The organism is Arthrobacter sp. H5 (assembly GCF_000520595.1).
Classification (GTDB): Bacteria; Actinomycetota; Actinomycetes; order Actinomycetales; family Micrococcaceae; genus Arthrobacter_D.
On record NZ_KI914985.1, the window covers coordinates 65514 to 79704 of the forward strand.

At 64.6% G+C, this 14191-nt stretch carries 18 protein-coding genes; 7 read left to right on the forward strand and 11 right to left on the reverse strand.

What is annotated here, in order from left to right; genetic code table 11:
- From Y708_RS29690 to Y708_RS23395, 4 genes are all read right to left on the reverse strand, one after another.
- Positions 1-699 (reverse strand): hypothetical protein (locus tag Y708_RS29690; RefSeq protein ID WP_028279296.1); only part of this gene is annotated, 699 nt, incomplete at its 3' end.
- On the reverse strand, positions 696-908 hold the full coding sequence (locus Y708_RS27415; protein ID WP_051478721.1) for a hypothetical protein: 213 nt from the start codon (positions 906-908) through the stop codon (positions 696-698). The genes Y708_RS27415 and Y708_RS29690, both read right to left, overlap by 4 nt.
- Complete coding sequence (locus Y708_RS27420; RefSeq protein ID WP_051478725.1) at positions 899-1198, reverse strand: hypothetical protein; 300 nt, start codon at positions 1196-1198, stop codon at positions 899-901. The genes Y708_RS27415 and Y708_RS27420 overlap by 10 nt, the downstream gene beginning before the upstream one ends.
- A 125-nt stretch (positions 1199-1323) precedes the next feature.
- Positions 1324-1740: a hypothetical protein gene (locus Y708_RS23395; protein WP_051478728.1), complete on the reverse strand. Its 417-nt coding sequence runs from the start codon at positions 1738-1740 to the stop codon at positions 1324-1326.
- A gap of 70 nt (positions 1741-1810) precedes the next feature.
- Here Y708_RS23395 and Y708_RS0106520 point away from each other — a divergent pair, with 70 nt between their 5' ends.
- Both Y708_RS0106520 and Y708_RS0106525 read left to right on the forward strand, forming a co-directional pair.
- Positions 1811-1981 carry a hypothetical protein gene (locus Y708_RS0106520; protein WP_155853745.1) on the forward strand — a complete coding sequence of 57 codons (171 nt, stop codon included), beginning with the start codon at positions 1811-1813 and terminating at the stop codon, positions 1979-1981.
- A gap of 144 nt (positions 1982-2125) precedes the next feature.
- Positions 2126-2521: a heavy metal-responsive transcriptional regulator gene (locus Y708_RS0106525; protein ID WP_028279298.1), complete on the forward strand. Its 396-nt coding sequence runs from the start codon at positions 2126-2128 to the stop codon at positions 2519-2521.
- Positions 2522-2546: 25 nt separating this feature from the next.
- Here the strand turns inward: Y708_RS0106525 and Y708_RS23400 are convergent, their stop codons facing one another.
- Positions 2547-2876 (reverse strand): four-helix bundle copper-binding protein, encoded by a 330-nt coding sequence (locus Y708_RS23400; protein ID WP_051478729.1) that lies wholly within the window; start codon positions 2874-2876, stop codon positions 2547-2549.
- Positions 2877-3013: 137 nt separating this feature from the next.
- On the opposite strand from Y708_RS23400, the gene Y708_RS0106535 reads away from it, so the two are divergent.
- Entirely contained in the window at positions 3014-3235 is a 222-nt protein-coding gene (locus Y708_RS0106535; RefSeq protein WP_028279299.1) for a heavy-metal-associated domain-containing protein, read from the forward strand.
- Positions 3235-5664, forward strand: a complete 2430-nt coding sequence (locus Y708_RS23405; RefSeq protein WP_035775493.1) for a heavy metal translocating P-type ATPase — start codon at positions 3235-3237, stop codon at positions 5662-5664. The genes Y708_RS0106535 and Y708_RS23405 overlap by 1 nt, the downstream gene beginning before the upstream one ends.
- A 20-nt stretch (positions 5665-5684) precedes the next feature.
- On the opposite strand, the gene Y708_RS0106545 is transcribed toward Y708_RS23405, so the two are convergent.
- Genes Y708_RS0106545 through merA form a run of 3 tightly spaced genes read right to left on the reverse strand, consistent with a single transcriptional unit; the run spans position 5685 to position 9924 of the window.
- The gene (locus tag Y708_RS0106545) at positions 5685-7058 is read right to left on the reverse strand and encodes an FAD-dependent oxidoreductase (protein WP_028279300.1); all 1374 of its coding nucleotides are present in this window, start codon (positions 7056-7058) and stop codon (positions 5685-5687) included.
- 52 nt (positions 7059-7110) lie between these two features.
- Positions 7111-8460, reverse strand: a complete 1350-nt coding sequence (locus tag Y708_RS0106550; RefSeq protein ID WP_028279301.1) for a dihydrolipoyl dehydrogenase family protein — start codon at positions 8458-8460, stop codon at positions 7111-7113.
- A gap of 24 nt (positions 8461-8484) precedes the next feature.
- Complete coding sequence (gene merA / locus Y708_RS0106555; protein WP_028279302.1) at positions 8485-9924, reverse strand: mercury(II) reductase; 1440 nt, start codon at positions 9922-9924, stop codon at positions 8485-8487.
- Between the two features lie 74 nt (positions 9925-9998).
- Between merA and Y708_RS0106560 the strand changes: the two genes are divergently transcribed.
- Positions 9999-10388, forward strand: a complete 390-nt coding sequence (locus Y708_RS0106560) for a MerR family transcriptional regulator (protein WP_028279303.1) — start codon at positions 9999-10001, stop codon at positions 10386-10388.
- Between the two features lie 64 nt (positions 10389-10452).
- Here Y708_RS0106560 and Y708_RS23410 read toward each other — a convergent pair whose 3' ends face one another.
- Complete coding sequence (locus tag Y708_RS23410; protein WP_275451102.1) at positions 10453-10677, reverse strand: DUF427 domain-containing protein; 225 nt, start codon at positions 10675-10677, stop codon at positions 10453-10455.
- On the opposite strand from Y708_RS23410, the gene Y708_RS31400 reads away from it, so the two are divergent.
- Positions 10599-10985, forward strand: a complete 387-nt coding sequence (locus Y708_RS31400) for an antibiotic biosynthesis monooxygenase family protein (RefSeq protein ID WP_155853749.1) — start codon at positions 10599-10601, stop codon at positions 10983-10985. The two genes, Y708_RS23410 and Y708_RS31400, sit on opposite strands and share 79 nt — an antisense overlap.
- 154 nt (positions 10986-11139) lie before the next feature.
- Entirely contained in the window at positions 11140-12330 is a 1191-nt protein-coding gene (locus Y708_RS0106575) for an aminotransferase class V-fold PLP-dependent enzyme (protein ID WP_028279304.1), read from the forward strand.
- On the opposite strand, the gene egtC is transcribed toward Y708_RS0106575, so the two are convergent.
- The gene (gene egtC, locus Y708_RS23415; RefSeq protein ID WP_051478748.1) at positions 12224-13060 is read right to left on the reverse strand and encodes an ergothioneine biosynthesis protein EgtC; all 837 of its coding nucleotides are present in this window, start codon (positions 13058-13060) and stop codon (positions 12224-12226) included. The genes Y708_RS0106575 and egtC overlap by 107 nt on opposite strands.
- Before the next feature lies 1 nt (position 13061).
- Positions 13062-14191: ergothioneine biosynthesis protein EgtB (gene egtB, locus Y708_RS0106580; RefSeq protein ID WP_028279305.1), on the reverse strand; the 1130-nt coding region annotated here is incomplete at its 5' end.

A 14191-nucleotide genomic window follows, 5' to 3' on the forward strand; every position in this document is an offset into this window, starting at 1 on the left:
CCGCGCCCGATCGCTGTCCGAAGCCGCAGCTACCGCCGATACCGCGCCTGCGACGGGCAGGCTGATCACGGGGATCCACTGCGCGGGGTTCTGGAAGGCGCCGCGGGCGTGCAGGTAACCGATCTCGCCCCAAAGTGGAGGAATGTTCACGGCCGTGAATGCGCGCATCAACTGGTTCGCAGGGACGCGAGCGAGCAGCGGAGCGGCCGCAGGGTGAGCCACGGTGGACATCAGCCCCATCAGCCCAAGGCCCAGATACTGCAGTGGGGCAGCCACCGGGGGTCCGTACCAAGCATGGAACAGGAATCCGCGTGGTTCCTTCGCGCCGGGCTTCTTGAGTATTCCACGCTGATGTTCAATGAAACCGACCAGCGCTATGGCTACTTGAGCGGCGGACAGGGCTGCAAAGGTTCGCCCACCCCGTCGTCCTCCGCTGATGGCTGTAACCAGTCCCGCCGCGGCCACCAGCGGTCCGACGGTGATAGGTACGTACATCAGTCGACGCCGGAATCCTCCCTGGTAGTGCTCGCTGAGGTTGTCCAGCCACAGCAGGGCTGTCGACGCCGCCGTCACCATGGCCATCCGGTTCCGCAGGCGCTGCAGCTCCGCCGGCCATATCTCGGGAGGGGCTGTGACAAGAGCGCGCCGGAAGTCACCCCCGCTGCGGCGCCCGGCTCCTGTGACTCGGAAGAGCTTCACCGTCGTCTCATGATTTTCATGCCGGCCTCGACGAAAGCGGCGACTGACAGCCCATACACCAGGTGCCCCGCCACACCACGAAGATGGCTGACCAGGGGATACTTCTGCGGCGGTGGTGTCAGACCCAGCAACGGGTTTCCCAGCTCATCGACGAGCACCGACATCGACAGGCCCGTCGCGGCCCCCGCGCCGAAAGGGCTTATTCCCATCCGGCGACGGGCAACCAGGTAACCGGGACCCAGCCCAACGCCAAAGCATAGTGAATCCCCGTTCCGATCTTCCCTGCCTCCTCCTGCGACAGGTCCCGGCCGATCAGAGCTGCGGCCTTCTTCGCTGCGACGTTGTAGGCGACTCCGTAGCTGGCTGCCTCCTCCTGCTGCTTTGCCTCTTCGCTCTGCTGCTCATACAGGTACGTGGTGACCTTCCCCATCACCTTCACCGCCCCGAAACCGGCGCCCACAACCAGCACCACGTCCCTGATCAGGTCTTTCGCGTTCATCTCCGCTCCCTCTCTCTTCAACGACCGGGCGAGCCGACGAAAATTGTCCTTCCCTCGATAGACCCCTCAAGATCTCAACCTAGGTACGGACCTTTTCCTCGTATGTGATCCAGAACACACAACGGTTATGCCGCAATCAGGGCATAGACCAGTGCGGTCACCAGCCCGAAAATGATGTGCGCCATGACCAGTCCGGCAGGGGTGGCGCCTCCGTAGTTTTTGGCGAAGAGGCCCGGGGCCTGGAGTTCCACGGAGTCAGGATCGGCAGGAGTATTTTCTGCCCTTCCGGAGCGGCTCATTCTTGGGTGGACGAGTGGCATCATCGGCATTACGAGACCGGCGATTAGCCCATGCACCAGACCCACTATTGCTCCAGCCCACCAGGCGTTCCCCGGAGAAACATTCAGGACCGTAAGCACCAGTGCATAGAGGGATCCAAAAACAAGAGCGCTCATCATTACCAAGTGGACGAACAGTCCCAGCCCCTTGGCTGTGCGATGGTTGCCAGTGAACATTGCTCCGAGCAGCAGGCTCATATCCATTAATTTCCTCCATGGTGCTCGGAGAAAAAGCAGATACTGGAAATTTCATTTTTCCGGTTTCATGGTTGGCATGGCCCTTCATGCCTTGGCATCGGCATTCATGGGCTGGCTTTATGGTGTGCTAATTGCGGGTGCAGTCCAGGACTGGCCTGCTCTCGCGGAAACCCTGCTCATACTCGCCTACGCAATCGCGCACTGGGCGGTCTACCAATACCTCGTCATGCCCGCCTTGCACCGGTGATGAATCGCAACACCACACAGCTCTCCCTGGCCGTGGCACACCTCGTGTGGGGCGGGGCCTTCGCATGGTGGTACCTCGCAGTCGCCGGGCAATAACCAAAGCACAACCTTCCATTTGGCAGTAACCTTTGCTGTAGGAGGATCGATGAAGATTGGTGAACTGGCCCGCAGCGCGGGCGTGAATGCAAAGACAGTGCGCTACTACGAATCCATCGGTATCCTGCCTCAGCCGGCACGCACCGCGTCAGGATACCGGGACTATGACGGGTCGTATGTTGATCGTCTCGCTTTTATCCGTTCATCCCAACGGCTCGGCCTGACGCTCGACGAGGTCAAGGAGGTTCTTGCCTTCCGGGAGCGGGGAGAGCTCCCATGCGCTTACGTCCACGCCCTCCTGAACACGCAACTGGACAGCATCGACCGGCGCATCGAGGAACTGGAGGAGTTGCGGATCCAGTTGAAGGAAATTGTCTCCGGTACGGACCTTGCCTCGCAGGCCGACGACAACCTGACATGCCGGTTGATCGAGCACTCTCGGTAGAAAGCGCGCCCACTCCTGAATCAGGTCATGCGACCCCGGACAGCTGTCGACAGGCTTCGGCAGCTTTGTGGCAGGCTTGGGCACACTCGCTCATACCGGTGCGCTCACATTCCTGCGCGCATCGTTCGCAGGCCTCAGCGCAGAGCCGACACAACTCGGTGGCGTATTGGCTGCCGCGAGCGAGCAGCGGAATGCATGCCTGGCATAGATCGGCGCAGTCCGAACAGAGTCTGATGCATCCAGCCAGGTCCTCCCTCCCCTGTTCCGCGCAGTCCTGCACGCAGGCCGCGCATTTGGCGAAGCAGTCGCCGAGGATATCGATGAGCTGCTTGGTCTGGTCCTCGATCATGGACATTCTGGGACTTCCTTTCATATAGGGTCGACAGTGTTTTCAGCGTCCACCTTCCTCCCGCTGGAACGTCAACCCCCGTCGGGCAGAAGGTCCTCCGCCCCTTGACATTCCAGTTGGATGGAAGGTTTACCGTAGATCTCATGAAGACAACCTTGCAGGTAAAGGGAATGACGTGCGTCGGCTGTGAACAGCGGCTCGGAACGGCCCTGCGCCGGCTGGATGGTGTACGCGAGGCCAGAGCCGACCACCGGACCGGTGAATTGAATGTCAGTCATGACCCGGACATGGCTGACCGCGCAGCGCTGGAAGAACGAGTGGTGACCGCCGGCTACGAAATAGCCGGCACTGAGGACTCAGCGTAATGGCAACAGGTAGCACCATCCAGGATGAACAGTTATGGGGCGAGGAGCCCAGCCACCTGGAGGGACATGCCCGGATCCGTGCACGGATTGCAGGGCTCCACTGTTCCCTGTGCACCGGGACCATAGAAAAGGCACTGGGCCGCCAAGCCGGAGTTGACCGGGTCGCTGTAAGCCTCACGCACGAGCAGGCACTGATCGATTACGATCCGGAGCTCATCCGGCCGCAGGAAATCCTGGGCACGCTGCGCGATATCGGCTATGACCTGTACGATCCGCGGAAGCTGCGTCCGTTTGAAGACGAGGAAGCGGACCTCGTCCGCGAAGGCAAGCGGCTGCTGATGGCTATCACCGCCAGCCTGACAGCCATCGCGCTCATCCTTGAGGTCTCCGGTATCTGGTCGGTGTTGGTCCCGGCCTCCGTGGTGCTGCTGATGGTGCCCGTGTCCTACGCGATCCTGCTCCCAGCGGGGAAGGTCCGTGCAGCCTTGGGCGCTCTCGCGATTCTGTCTCCGTCGGCCGCAGCGTATACCGGCCGGGAAACCGGACTGATCGGCGACGTCGCTGCTGGATGGGGCACGGGTGTCCTTGCCCTTGCTGTGGTCTTTGGTGTTGCCCCGCACATCCTGCGGATGGCCTATCAGGCCGCCCGACGTCGAATCCTCAACCAGCATGTCCTGCTGGAGGTCGGTGCGTTCGCCGGTATTGCGGGCGGAATCATCGGACTCACAGGAGTGCTGCGGGACTACCCCACGGCGCCGTTTTTCGCGGTGACCGTGCTCGTGGCCAACTACCACATTTTCTCTGAATGGCTCTCACTGCTGGTCAAGACCCGTTCCAGCCAGGCGGTACGCAAACTGCTCGAGCTCCAGCCGGATACCGTACGCCTGGTACGTGTTGGCCGCGAAGAGGAAGTCCCGCTGGATCAGGTGGCTGTTGGAGACACCGTATGGATCCGTCCGGGTGAGCGTGTCCCGGTCGACGGCAGGGTCACCCACGGTACCTCCACCGTTGACCTTTCCCTGGTGACCGGCGAGCCGGTGCCCGCTGAACGTGCCGCCGGAGACGAGCTGATCGGGGGGTCCATGAACGGCGCAGGTTCCCTCCTGGTAGAGGTAACCCGGACGGGGGCTGACAGCTTCCTGGCCCAGGTGGTCCGGCATGTCGAAGACGCCCGGGCACTGAAACCGGGGATTCTTCATCTGGTGGACAGGGTGTTGCGGGTCTACACGCCCACGGTGCTAATCATCGCAGCCGCGGCCCTCGTGGGCTGGCTGCTGGGAAGCTGGCTACTCGCAGGGGAGCCGGATGTCCGCCGGGCGGTGTTTGCCGGTCTCGGTGTGCTGGTCATGGGCTACCCCTGCGCCGTCGGCATCGCAGCTCCGCTCGCCATTGTCCGCGCTGCGGGCGAAGCGGCGGACCGCGGGATCATTATGCGCACTGGAGAGGCGTTCCAGACCTTCGGCCAGGTGCGCACGATTGTCCTTGACAAGACCGGAACGCTCACGGAGGGCCGGCCGGCCGTCCGTGAAGTCGAAGCATTGGGAGATGAAAGCCAGTTACTGGCTCTGGCGGCCGCGGCGGAAGGCCCGTCGGAGCATCCGCTGGCGCGCGCCGTCGTAAGCGCCGCTGAAGAAAGAGGACTCACCGTTGCGGCGCCGCAGGACTTCGAAACCATGACGGGGTTCGGTGTAAGAGCGCGAGTGGACGGCCAGTCCGTCCTGGTCGGCCGTCCAGGCTTTCTTGAGCACCACGGCGTGGATCTTGCCCGGTCTCGGGATGCGATCGAGCGGCTCGAAGAGGCAGGCCGGACCGTCATCGCTGTCGCGTCGGACCAGCAGCTATGTGGTGTGATCGCACTGGGAGATGAGATCCGCGCCGATGCCGTCGAAGCAGTTACGGGTCTGCGAAATGCCGGCATTCGCCCCGTGCTGGCCACGGGGGACAACAGGCGCGCTGCAGAGCACGTTGCGGCCGAACTCGGTATAGACGATATACGCGCTGGTATCCTGCCGGAGGAGAAGGCGGCCCTGGTGAGGGAACTGCAGTCCGGCGGCAGCCGGGTTGCCATGGTCGGTGACGGTATCAATGACGCCCCGGGCCTCATGCAGGCCGACGTCGGCATCGCCATGGGCGGCGGAACCGACATCGCGGTGGAAGCCGCCGACGTCGTGATTGTGCGCGATGACCTGACCGCAATCCTCGAAGCCCAGGAAAACAGCCGCTCCAGCTACCGCCGTACGCGGCAAAACGTCTCTCTGGCGTTCCTCTTCAACGGCATCGGAATCCCGGCGGCCACCACGGGACTGGTCTACCCGGTCTGGGCCATGGTGGCCATGGCCCTCTCCGTCACAGCGATCTTCATCAACAGCCTGGGCGGCCGGCCATCACTTCTTTTCCAAGCCGTCGGCAGTGTTGGCCGGAAGCCATAGACTCAACCGCGCCGGTCCCCTTACCGTCCTGCTGCAACCTTGTCCCACGTCTTGCGTGCCGCGATGAGCACCGGATCCCAGAGCGGCGAAAACGGCGGCGCGTAGGCCAAATCCATGTTCAGCAGGTCCTCCACGGGAGTGCCGTGCCATAGCGCCACGGAGAGAACGTCAACGCGTTTCGCCGCCCCTTCCTCGCCGACAATCTGCGCGCCGAGCAGGCGGCCGCTGCCGCGCTCGGCGATGAGCTTGGTCCGGATGGGCCGGGCGCCCGGGTAGTAGCCGGCGCGGGTGGTCGATTCAACGACGGCGGACACCGGCTCAAAGCCCGCCTCGCGCGCTTCGAGTTCGCCCAGACCTGTCCGGGCCACTTCAGTGCTGCAGATCTTCATGGCGGCGGTTCCGACGATGCCGGGAAAGGTGGCGTAGCCGCCGCCGATATTGATTCCCGCGGTGCGGCCTTCCTTGTTGGCGTGCGTGCCGAGCGGAATCCGGACATGCCTGCGGGAGATGCGGTGGTACTTCTCGGTGCAGTCGCCTGCCGCCCACACCCCGTCAACGCCCGTGCGCATGCGCTGGTCCACGGCGATGGCGCCGGTGGGTCCCAGCGGAATGCCGGCCTCCGCGGCCAGCACAGTATTGGGCAACACACCCAGGCCCAGAATCACAAGGTCGGTGGGGATTCTCCCCTGTTCAGTGACGACCGCGTGAACCCTGCCTTTCCGCGCTTCGAAGGCCGTGACTGCCTCACCCAGGCGAACGTTCATCCCGAAGCCCCGCATTGCGCCGGTGACCAGGTCTGCCATATCCGCGTCCAGCGCTGGCAGCATCGGTGCCTCTCCGCGGCCCACCACCGTGACCTCAACTCCCCAGGCGCACATCGCCTCAGCGAGTTCCAGACCGATATAGCCGGCCCCCACAATGACGGCCCGCCGCGGCTGCTCCCGTTCGAGGGCGGCGCGAAGAGCGAGGCCGTCATCGAGCGTCTGCACGCCGAAGATACCCTCGGCGTCTATCCCCGGCAGCGGCGGGCGGACCGGCACAGCGCCGGTACCGATCATCAGCTGGTCAAAGCCCTCCCAGGTCTCGCTTTCTTCGCGTAGATTTCGAACCCGCACGGCCCGACGGTCCAGGTCGATACCCAACACTTCGTGGCCCGTACGCGCGTCGATAGCGTGGTTGCGGATGAACTCCTCAGGAGTGCGGGCGATCAGGGCGTCCGCCCGAGCCACGTCCTTTCCGATGAAGTAGGGGATACCGCAGGCGGAGTAGGAGGTGTAATTGCCTCGCTCAAACGCCACGATCTCCAACTTGCCCGGGCCCTGCTCACGGCGGGCTGCGGACGCCGCGCTCATGCCGGCGGCGTCTCCGCCGATAACCACCAACCGTTGCCCCATTACTGCGCCTCCTGATGGCCCCACTATGCACCTTCTCCTGCGTGGCGACCAGCTAAAGGTCCAGCTTTTCCAGCGCCTCGTGATACGCCTCGTGGTAGGTAGGGAACTGCGCCACCTGATCCAGCAGCGTCTCGACCGGAATCTGCATCCGGATGGCCAGGGACGCCTGATGGATCCACTCACCGGCATGCGGGCCCACCGCCCACGCGCCGACGAGCACCTTCCGGTCTGCATCCGCCAGCAGACCCAGCTCACCGCGCGGATCCTGCTCATAGGTCCACGGCCGGGCGATGGCATTGGCCAGTTCCAGCCGAACAGCGGAGGTCCGGATACCCCGCTGCGTTGCTTGTTCCCCGGTGAGACCGGCAGCGGCGATCTCGGGGTCGGCGAAGACCACGCGTGGAATGCCCTCGTACGTGGCCGGTCGCGGAGAACCGAGAATGGCGTCAGCGACGATCCGCCCCTGGTACTTGGCCACATGGGTGAACGGCATGACGCCGGTGACATCCCCGATGGCCCAGACGTTGTTGCCGGCACTGCAATGTTCGTCCACGAGGACCTCACCGCGTTTACCCAGCTGCACCCCCGCCTCCTCAAAGCCAAGCCCCTCGGTCCGTGCCTTGCGACCGGTACCGAAGATGACGACGTCGGCCCTCACCTCCGAGCCGTCGTCGAGCGCTATCACGCTGTCCGCGCCGTCACGGCGTGCACCGGTGGCGGAGGCACCGAGGCGGATGTCGACACCGGCGTCCGACAGGTGCTGGTGCGCCAACTCGCCCACCCGGGCATCCTCCCGGTCCATGAGCCGCTTACCGCGGTGCACGAGGGTGACGTTCACGCCGAAACGTGCCAGGAAGGTGGCGGTCTCCGTCCCGACGGCGCTGCCTCCGACAATGACCGCGCGCCCGGGCAGCTCGCGGACTGTGTAGGTTTCCCGGTTGCTCCATGCGGTGATCTGGTCAATCCCATCCAGCGGTGGGGTGACGGCGTCAGAGCCGGTGGCGATGATGATGTGGTTGGCGGTGATCTCGCGGTCACCGGCCTGCAGCCGACCGGGACCGGTGATCCGCGCCTCGGCCTTGACCACTGTGGCACCCTGAGCTTCGTACCCGTCCACCTGGCCGGAGTCATCGAGGTTGCGTGCCATGTAATCCCGGTATTCGCGGGCCTTCTCCCAGTCGAGCTGCGCGCCGTCGACACCGGCTGCACGCTCCACCCCGGTGCCTGCCTCGGCCGGGCGGAGGACGGTCTTGGAGGGGATGCAGGCCCAGTAGGCGCACTCACCGCCGATGAGTTCGCGTTCGAGGACCACCACTTTCTTCCCGGCGGCCAACAGGCGGCTCGCGGCAACTTCCCCGCCGGGCCCCATTCCCAGTACTGCTACATCAAAGTGGTCGCTCATGATTAACCTTTCATCGGGTAGGACTTAGGACGCGCAGCAGGAGAGTCTGGATACGTCGGTGTGGAACGTCTGGGCGGCGATCTTAATCCCCTCGGCCATGGTGAGATACGGGCTCCACAGATTCGCCACCTGGTCCACAGTCATTCCCGCCGAGACGATGTAGACGCCGGCGGCCGCAATCTCTCCAGCGTTGTCGGCCACCGCCGTGATGCCGCGGATCCTGCCGGTGTCCGTCTCCGCGACGATCTTAATGAAGCCGCGGGTGTCCCGGTTGACCAGGGCGCGGGGCACGTGCTTCAGCGGCAGGACCCGGCATTCGCAATCGATACCGGCTTCGTTGGTCTGTTTGTCCGTCATGCCCACTGCGGCCAGGTTCGGCGTGGTGAAGATGACCCGCGGCAAATGGCTGTAGTCAACTGTGCGGCCGGCGTCGTTGAAGGCGTTCTCCACCGCTAGCGAGCCATGCGAGGCCGCCACGTAGACAAACTCGGGATGCCCGGTGACGTCGCCAGCCGCCCAGATACGTTCGTTGGAACTCGCCAGCATGTCGTTGACCAGGATTTCACCGCGGTCGCCCGTCCTCACCCCGACGGTGGCCAGGTTCAGTCCGTCCGTAACGGGACGACGGCCGGTAGCCACCAGCAGGCGGCTGGCCGTGTATTCGTCGCGTCCCCCCACGCTCATGGCACGTACAAGGACGTCCCCCCCTGGCTCCGTGCGCACGGATTCCACGGTGGCGCGGCGGAGAACAGTGATGCCCTCGTCCGCAAATACGCCCAGGAGCGCTTTCGACGCTTCGGGTTCCTCGCCGGAGGCCAGCCGCGAGCGGACCAGCATGGTCACCTTCGAACCGAGCCGGGCAAAGAGCTGCGCCTGCTCCACGGCCACGTAGCCACCGCCCAGTACGATGAGCGATTCCGGAACCTCGTTCAGCTCCATGGCGGTGGTGGAGGTGAGGTAGTCCACGCCCTGCAGCCCCTCGATGGGCGGCGCCCACGGCGAGGACCCCGTGGCCACCAGGTAGTGACCGGCCCGCACCGTCGCGCGGTTACCGTCCGTCCCTGTCAGCTCAAGCACCGGGTCTTCTGGGGTCCCGGCGAACACGGCGTTGCCACGGCGCAGCTCCCAGCCATAGTCCGCAATCAGATCCACGTACTTCTCAGCTCGCAGCCCCTCCACCAGGGAACGCTTGCCGGAAACCAGTTCCTGCATATCCACCGGTCCAGCGTCCATGGACACGCCGGGGAACCGGTCGCTGTCCAGGGCAACGTGACGTGCGTTTGCTGCCGCGAGCAGGGCCTTCGACGGCACACAACCGGTGTTGACGCAGGTACCGCCGACTGTCCCGCGCTCGATCAGGACCACGCTTTTGCCGAGGTTGGTCGCGCGGATAGCGGCAGCGAACGCGCCCCCGCCAGAGCCAATAACAGCGAGGTCGAACTGTGCTTCCGGTGATTCAGGCATGCCCCACTATGCACCTTCCCCTATGCTGGAACGTCAAGAGACCTGCCAACATGATGCCAACACAAGGAACGTCCATGCGGATCGGGGAAGCTGCCGCGGCAGCCGGTATGACGGCCAAGGCATTAAGGTTCTATGAGGAGCAGGGATTGTTGCCGACGCCGGAACGCCGCGCAAACGGCTACCGCGATTATTCGCAGGAGACTATCAACAGGCTCAGTTTCATCCGCCGTGGGCAGGACGCGGGGCTCACACTGGCACAGATCGGCGACATACTGCGCCTTCGGGACACCGGAGAAGCCCCATGCGGCTACGTTCGCGGACTGCTGGCGCGGGAACTCAGCGACCTCGACCGGAAGATTGAGGAGCTGATCTCCCTGCGCGCAGCCGTTGCCGGGTTCCACCGCAACGTCACAGAGGCCGACCCGGCTTCATGCGATCCGGAACAGGTCTGCAGCTTCCTCTGACCACGTCTCTCGATGTCCATATGCTATGTGCAGACACAGCGGCACTAGCGTAGAGGGTGCGCCTTCAGTCTTCGATGGTGACACCGCGCCAGAACGCAACGCGGTTTTTGATCGGCATAGCCCGTGGCTTGGGTTCCGGATAGAACCACGCCGCGTCGGTGTTCTGCTGCCCTTCGACGTCGAGGGTGAGGTAACTGGCCGCGCCCTGCCATGGGCAGACCGAGCCCATGTCACTCTCCTTCACGTATCGAGCATCAACGGACTCCCGCGGAAAGTATTCACGATGCAAAGGCAGGACCTTCCATAATCTTCGAACACGCCCAGCTCACTCTGCCGGCCGACGGTGAACCTGAATTTTTGAACAGTTACCCTGGCGTCCAGGACAACTTGCTCGCGGCCCCCGGGTGCCGCTCGGTGGACCTGCACAAAAGCGTTGACCGGCCGGGGGTGTACCTGCTCCGGGTGGGATGGAACTCCCTGAGCGACCACACCGAAGTCTTTCCGAAAACGGATCAAGGCCGAAAAGTCCTCGCCACCTTGGGGTCCGTCGTCGAATCAGTGGACATGATCCACTTCGACGGCACGACAATCGACTGAGCCGGTCGAGTTCGCCGCGTCCCCTTGTCCGCCCTGCAAACCACCACATTCCGCCGCACCTCTGGCTGTGCAACTTTCTCCAGATTCGTGGACAAACAGCTGCGCTTCTGAGCCAGGCCTGGGATCCCCGTGAGCAGTTTGGCAGGATGGTTCAATGCCACTAGATGTCGACACACTGCGTGCGGATACCCGCGGCGTCCGGAGCGTCATCCACCTCAACAACGCCGGTAGCTCCCTGATGCCGCGGACGGTGACTGACACTGTCGTCGCCCATCTGCGGCGGGAGGAAGAAATCGGCGGCTATGAGGCGGCTGCGGAAGCCTCGGGTCGAAGCGATCGGGTATATGCGTCTCTCGCCCAACTCATTGAGGCGGACCCTGCCGGGATAGCGCTGATGGAGAGCGGGTCGAGTGCGTGGGCCAGCGTGGTCTCCCTCCTTCCACTGGCAGGTTCGCGGGTGCTGCTGGGACGTACGGAGTATGGGAGCAACGTTGGGATACTGCGCAGGCTGGCACGGCAGCGTGGGCTGCAGTTGGTCGTCCTTGAGGACGACGCCGATGGCCGGGTAAGCGTTCAACACCTGCAGCAGGAGTTGGATCTGGACGACGTCGGCCTGGTGGCACTCACGCACGTCCCGATGGCCGGCGGGCTGGTGAATGACGCCGCAGCGGTGGGCAGGCTGTGCCGGAAGGCCGGGGTGCCGTTTATCTTGGACGCGTGTCAGTCGGTGGGCCAGCTCCCGCTCGACGTGGCTGAGCTGAAGTGCGACATCCTGGTCGGCACCGGACGGAAGTTCCTTCGGGGGCCGCGGGGAACAGCGTTTGTCTACCTCGACAGCCACGTGCTCGAGAAAGTGGTGCCCACGCCCAACGACCGGCGTGCCCTCTTTGCGCCGATTCAGGATGAGCCGCCGTCCGCACGGCTGCTCGAAAGCCGGGAAGCGAGCATAGCAGCCAGGCTCGGCCTCGGACGGGCCTCGGAATACGCACTTGAGCTCGGGATCGAAGACATTCGCGGCCGGCTCCAGACACTGGCGGACGGAATGCGGTTGCACCTGGCGGACATTCGCGACGTCGAGCTATACGGCCGCGGGAAGCAGGGCAGCGGTATCGTGACGTTCTCGGTGCGGGAGAAGATGGCCGTGCAGGTCAAGGAACACCTGGCAGCTGACGGAATCAACCTCTCAACGGTGCCGCTTCCGCCCTTGAAGCCCGACGCCGTCCTGCAGGAAACACCCGCTACCCCTTCGACAGCCGTCCGGGCGTCTGTGCACTGTTACAACACTGAAGCGGAAATCGATCGGTTGGCCTCGGCACTGCGTCGCCTGGTATCTCGAGGTAACTGATGGGCCGGACGTCCACACGGTCGGTGGTGGCTGTGAGCACCGAGTTATCGGGCACTCTGTGCCAGCCTGAAGCATCGTCGGATGGCTCGCTGGCGACAAGCACCCCGTCCGGGCCGGAGCGCCAGTAGAGCGTATCCCCCACAGCCGTTGCCGTGATGGTCGTGCCGTCCGTAAGCAGCAGGTTCATGCGCGCTTCGGCGTGCTCCAGCACCGTCCGGGCGGTGCCGGCGAGCGCCGCATCAGGGCTCTGGCCTGCGGCAAGGGACTCCAGCACCAGCGCCCAGAGCAGTGCTGAATCAACATGCGCCTCCATGGTCAGCAGACGGGCGGCCGGGATCGCGTCGACAATGCGTTCCACGGACGAGGGCCAGCCGTGAATCCGCCCGTTGTGGCTGAAGAGCCATTTGCCGTCCGTGTATGGGGCGGAGGCCGATTCGTCCTGGGTGGTGCCGACGGTGGCCGACCGCACTGCGGCGAGCGCCGCCGTCGTCGTCGTGACCCGGGCGACGTCCGCGAAGGAAGGGTCTGCCCACATCGGTACTGCACGGCGGTAGCGGGCAGGTTTCGGGTCGCCGTCCGCGTACCAGCCGACGCCGAACCCGTCAGCGTTGACGGTGCCGTACTGCTGGAGCCGCGGCGCCCAGGACTGGGTCAGCAGGCCATGCCCAGGGGCCAGCAAAAGCGCGGCGAGGGAGGTCGGCGGCCCCAGAAAGGCCAGGTGCCGGCACATCCTAGGCCGTCTCTGCCGGTTGGGCGTCGCGTGCGGTGCGGAAGCCTGCGAAAAGCTGTCGGCGGATGGGATAGTCCCAGTTGCGGAAGGTCGCCCGGGCGGCCGAGGGGTCGGTAGCCCAGGAGCCGCCACGGAGCACTTTGTAGTCGCTTCCGAAGAACACCTGGCTGTACTCCTCGTAGGGGAACACGGTGAACCCGGGATACGGCTGAAAATTGCTCGCAACCCATTCCCACACATCGCCGATGAGCTGACGAACACCCAGCGGTGACTCGCCATCGGGGTAGGAGCCTGCGGGGGCTGCGCGCAGTGCGGTTCCTCCGAGGTTGGCATCCTCCGCAGAGGGCTCCGCGTCACCCCACGGAAACCGCCGGGACCGTCCGCTTGCCGGGTCGAAGCGGGCGGCCTTCTCCCACTCGGCTTCCGTCGGCAGGCGACGGCCCGCCCACCGGGCGTAGGCATCCGCTTCATACCAGCAGACGTGCTGGACGGGTTCGTCCGCGGGGACGGGCTCGACGGCGCCGAACCGCTTCCGCATCCACTGACCGTCGGCGCGGTGCCAGTACTTGGGTGCCCGCAGCCCGACCTCGTTTCGGTGCTGCCATCCGTCGGGGTGCCACCACGAGGGATCGTCATAGCCTCCGCCGGCGATGAATTGCTCGTATGCCCCGTTGGTCACCGGTGTTGTGTCGATGAAGTAAGCGGGCAGGGTCACGGTGTGCGCCGGCCGCTCATTGTCCAGCGCCCACGGTTCCACCGAGGTGCCCATGGTGAATGGTCCGGGCGGCACGAGCACTTCGTCGGGAAGCGACCGCCGCGTGCGGGTATCGGGCAGCGGTGTTTCCGTCAGGATCCGTTCGCCGTCGCGGATCTGGTGCGTTGCGAGCATTGTTTCCGCGTGCTGCTGCTCATGCTGGAGGATCATGCCGAAGGCGAACCCTCTCTCCAGCAGCGGGTTGCCCTCCAGCGGCGTACGGTCCAGAATGTCCAGCGCCTTGTCGCGGACCTCGGCGATGTACCGGCGCGATTCGGCGGGCGAGAGCAGCGGCAGGGCCGGGCGTGTGCTTCGGGGGTGCTGGAAAGCGTCATACATCTCGTCGATCTCGCAGCGCAGCGGCGGGCGCCCACCGA

Excerpts from the sequence above, each read along its gene's own strand:
- Y708_RS27415 (WP_051478721.1), bottom strand. The coding sequence starts at position 908 with ATGGGAATAAGCCCTTTCGGCGCGGGGGCCGCGACGGGCCTGTCGATG.
- Y708_RS27420 (WP_051478725.1), bottom strand. The coding sequence starts at position 1,198 with ATGAACGCGAAAGACCTGATCAGGGACGTGGTGCTGGTTGTGGGCGCC.
- Y708_RS23395 (WP_051478728.1), bottom strand. The coding sequence starts at position 1,740 with ATGGATATGAGCCTGCTGCTCGGAGCAATGTTCACTGGCAACCATCGC.
- Y708_RS0106520 (WP_155853745.1), top strand. The coding sequence starts at position 1,811 with ATGGCCCTTCATGCCTTGGCATCGGCATTCATGGGCTGGCTTTATGGT.
- Y708_RS0106525 (WP_028279298.1), top strand. The coding sequence starts at position 2,126 with ATGAAGATTGGTGAACTGGCCCGCAGCGCGGGCGTGAATGCAAAGACA.
- Y708_RS23400 (WP_051478729.1), bottom strand. The coding sequence starts at position 2,876 with ATGTCCATGATCGAGGACCAGACCAAGCAGCTCATCGATATCCTCGGC.
- Y708_RS0106535 (WP_028279299.1), top strand. The coding sequence starts at position 3,014 with ATGAAGACAACCTTGCAGGTAAAGGGAATGACGTGCGTCGGCTGTGAA.
- Y708_RS23405 (WP_035775493.1), top strand. The coding sequence starts at position 3,235 with ATGGCAACAGGTAGCACCATCCAGGATGAACAGTTATGGGGCGAGGAG.
- Y708_RS0106545 (WP_028279300.1), bottom strand. The coding sequence starts at position 7,058 with ATGGGGCAACGGTTGGTGGTTATCGGCGGAGACGCCGCCGGCATGAGC.
- Y708_RS0106550 (WP_028279301.1), bottom strand. The coding sequence starts at position 8,460 with ATGAGCGACCACTTTGATGTAGCAGTACTGGGAATGGGGCCCGGCGGG.
- merA (WP_028279302.1), bottom strand. The coding sequence starts at position 9,924 with ATGCCTGAATCACCGGAAGCACAGTTCGACCTCGCTGTTATTGGCTCT.
- Y708_RS0106560 (WP_028279303.1), top strand. The coding sequence starts at position 9,999 with ATGCGGATCGGGGAAGCTGCCGCGGCAGCCGGTATGACGGCCAAGGCA.
- Y708_RS31400 (WP_155853749.1), top strand. The coding sequence starts at position 10,599 with ATGGGCAGACCGAGCCCATGTCACTCTCCTTCACGTATCGAGCATCAA.
- Y708_RS0106575 (WP_028279304.1), top strand. The coding sequence starts at position 11,140 with ATGCCACTAGATGTCGACACACTGCGTGCGGATACCCGCGGCGTCCGG.
- egtC (WP_051478748.1), bottom strand. The coding sequence starts at position 13,060 with ATGTGCCGGCACCTGGCCTTTCTGGGGCCGCCGACCTCCCTCGCCGCG.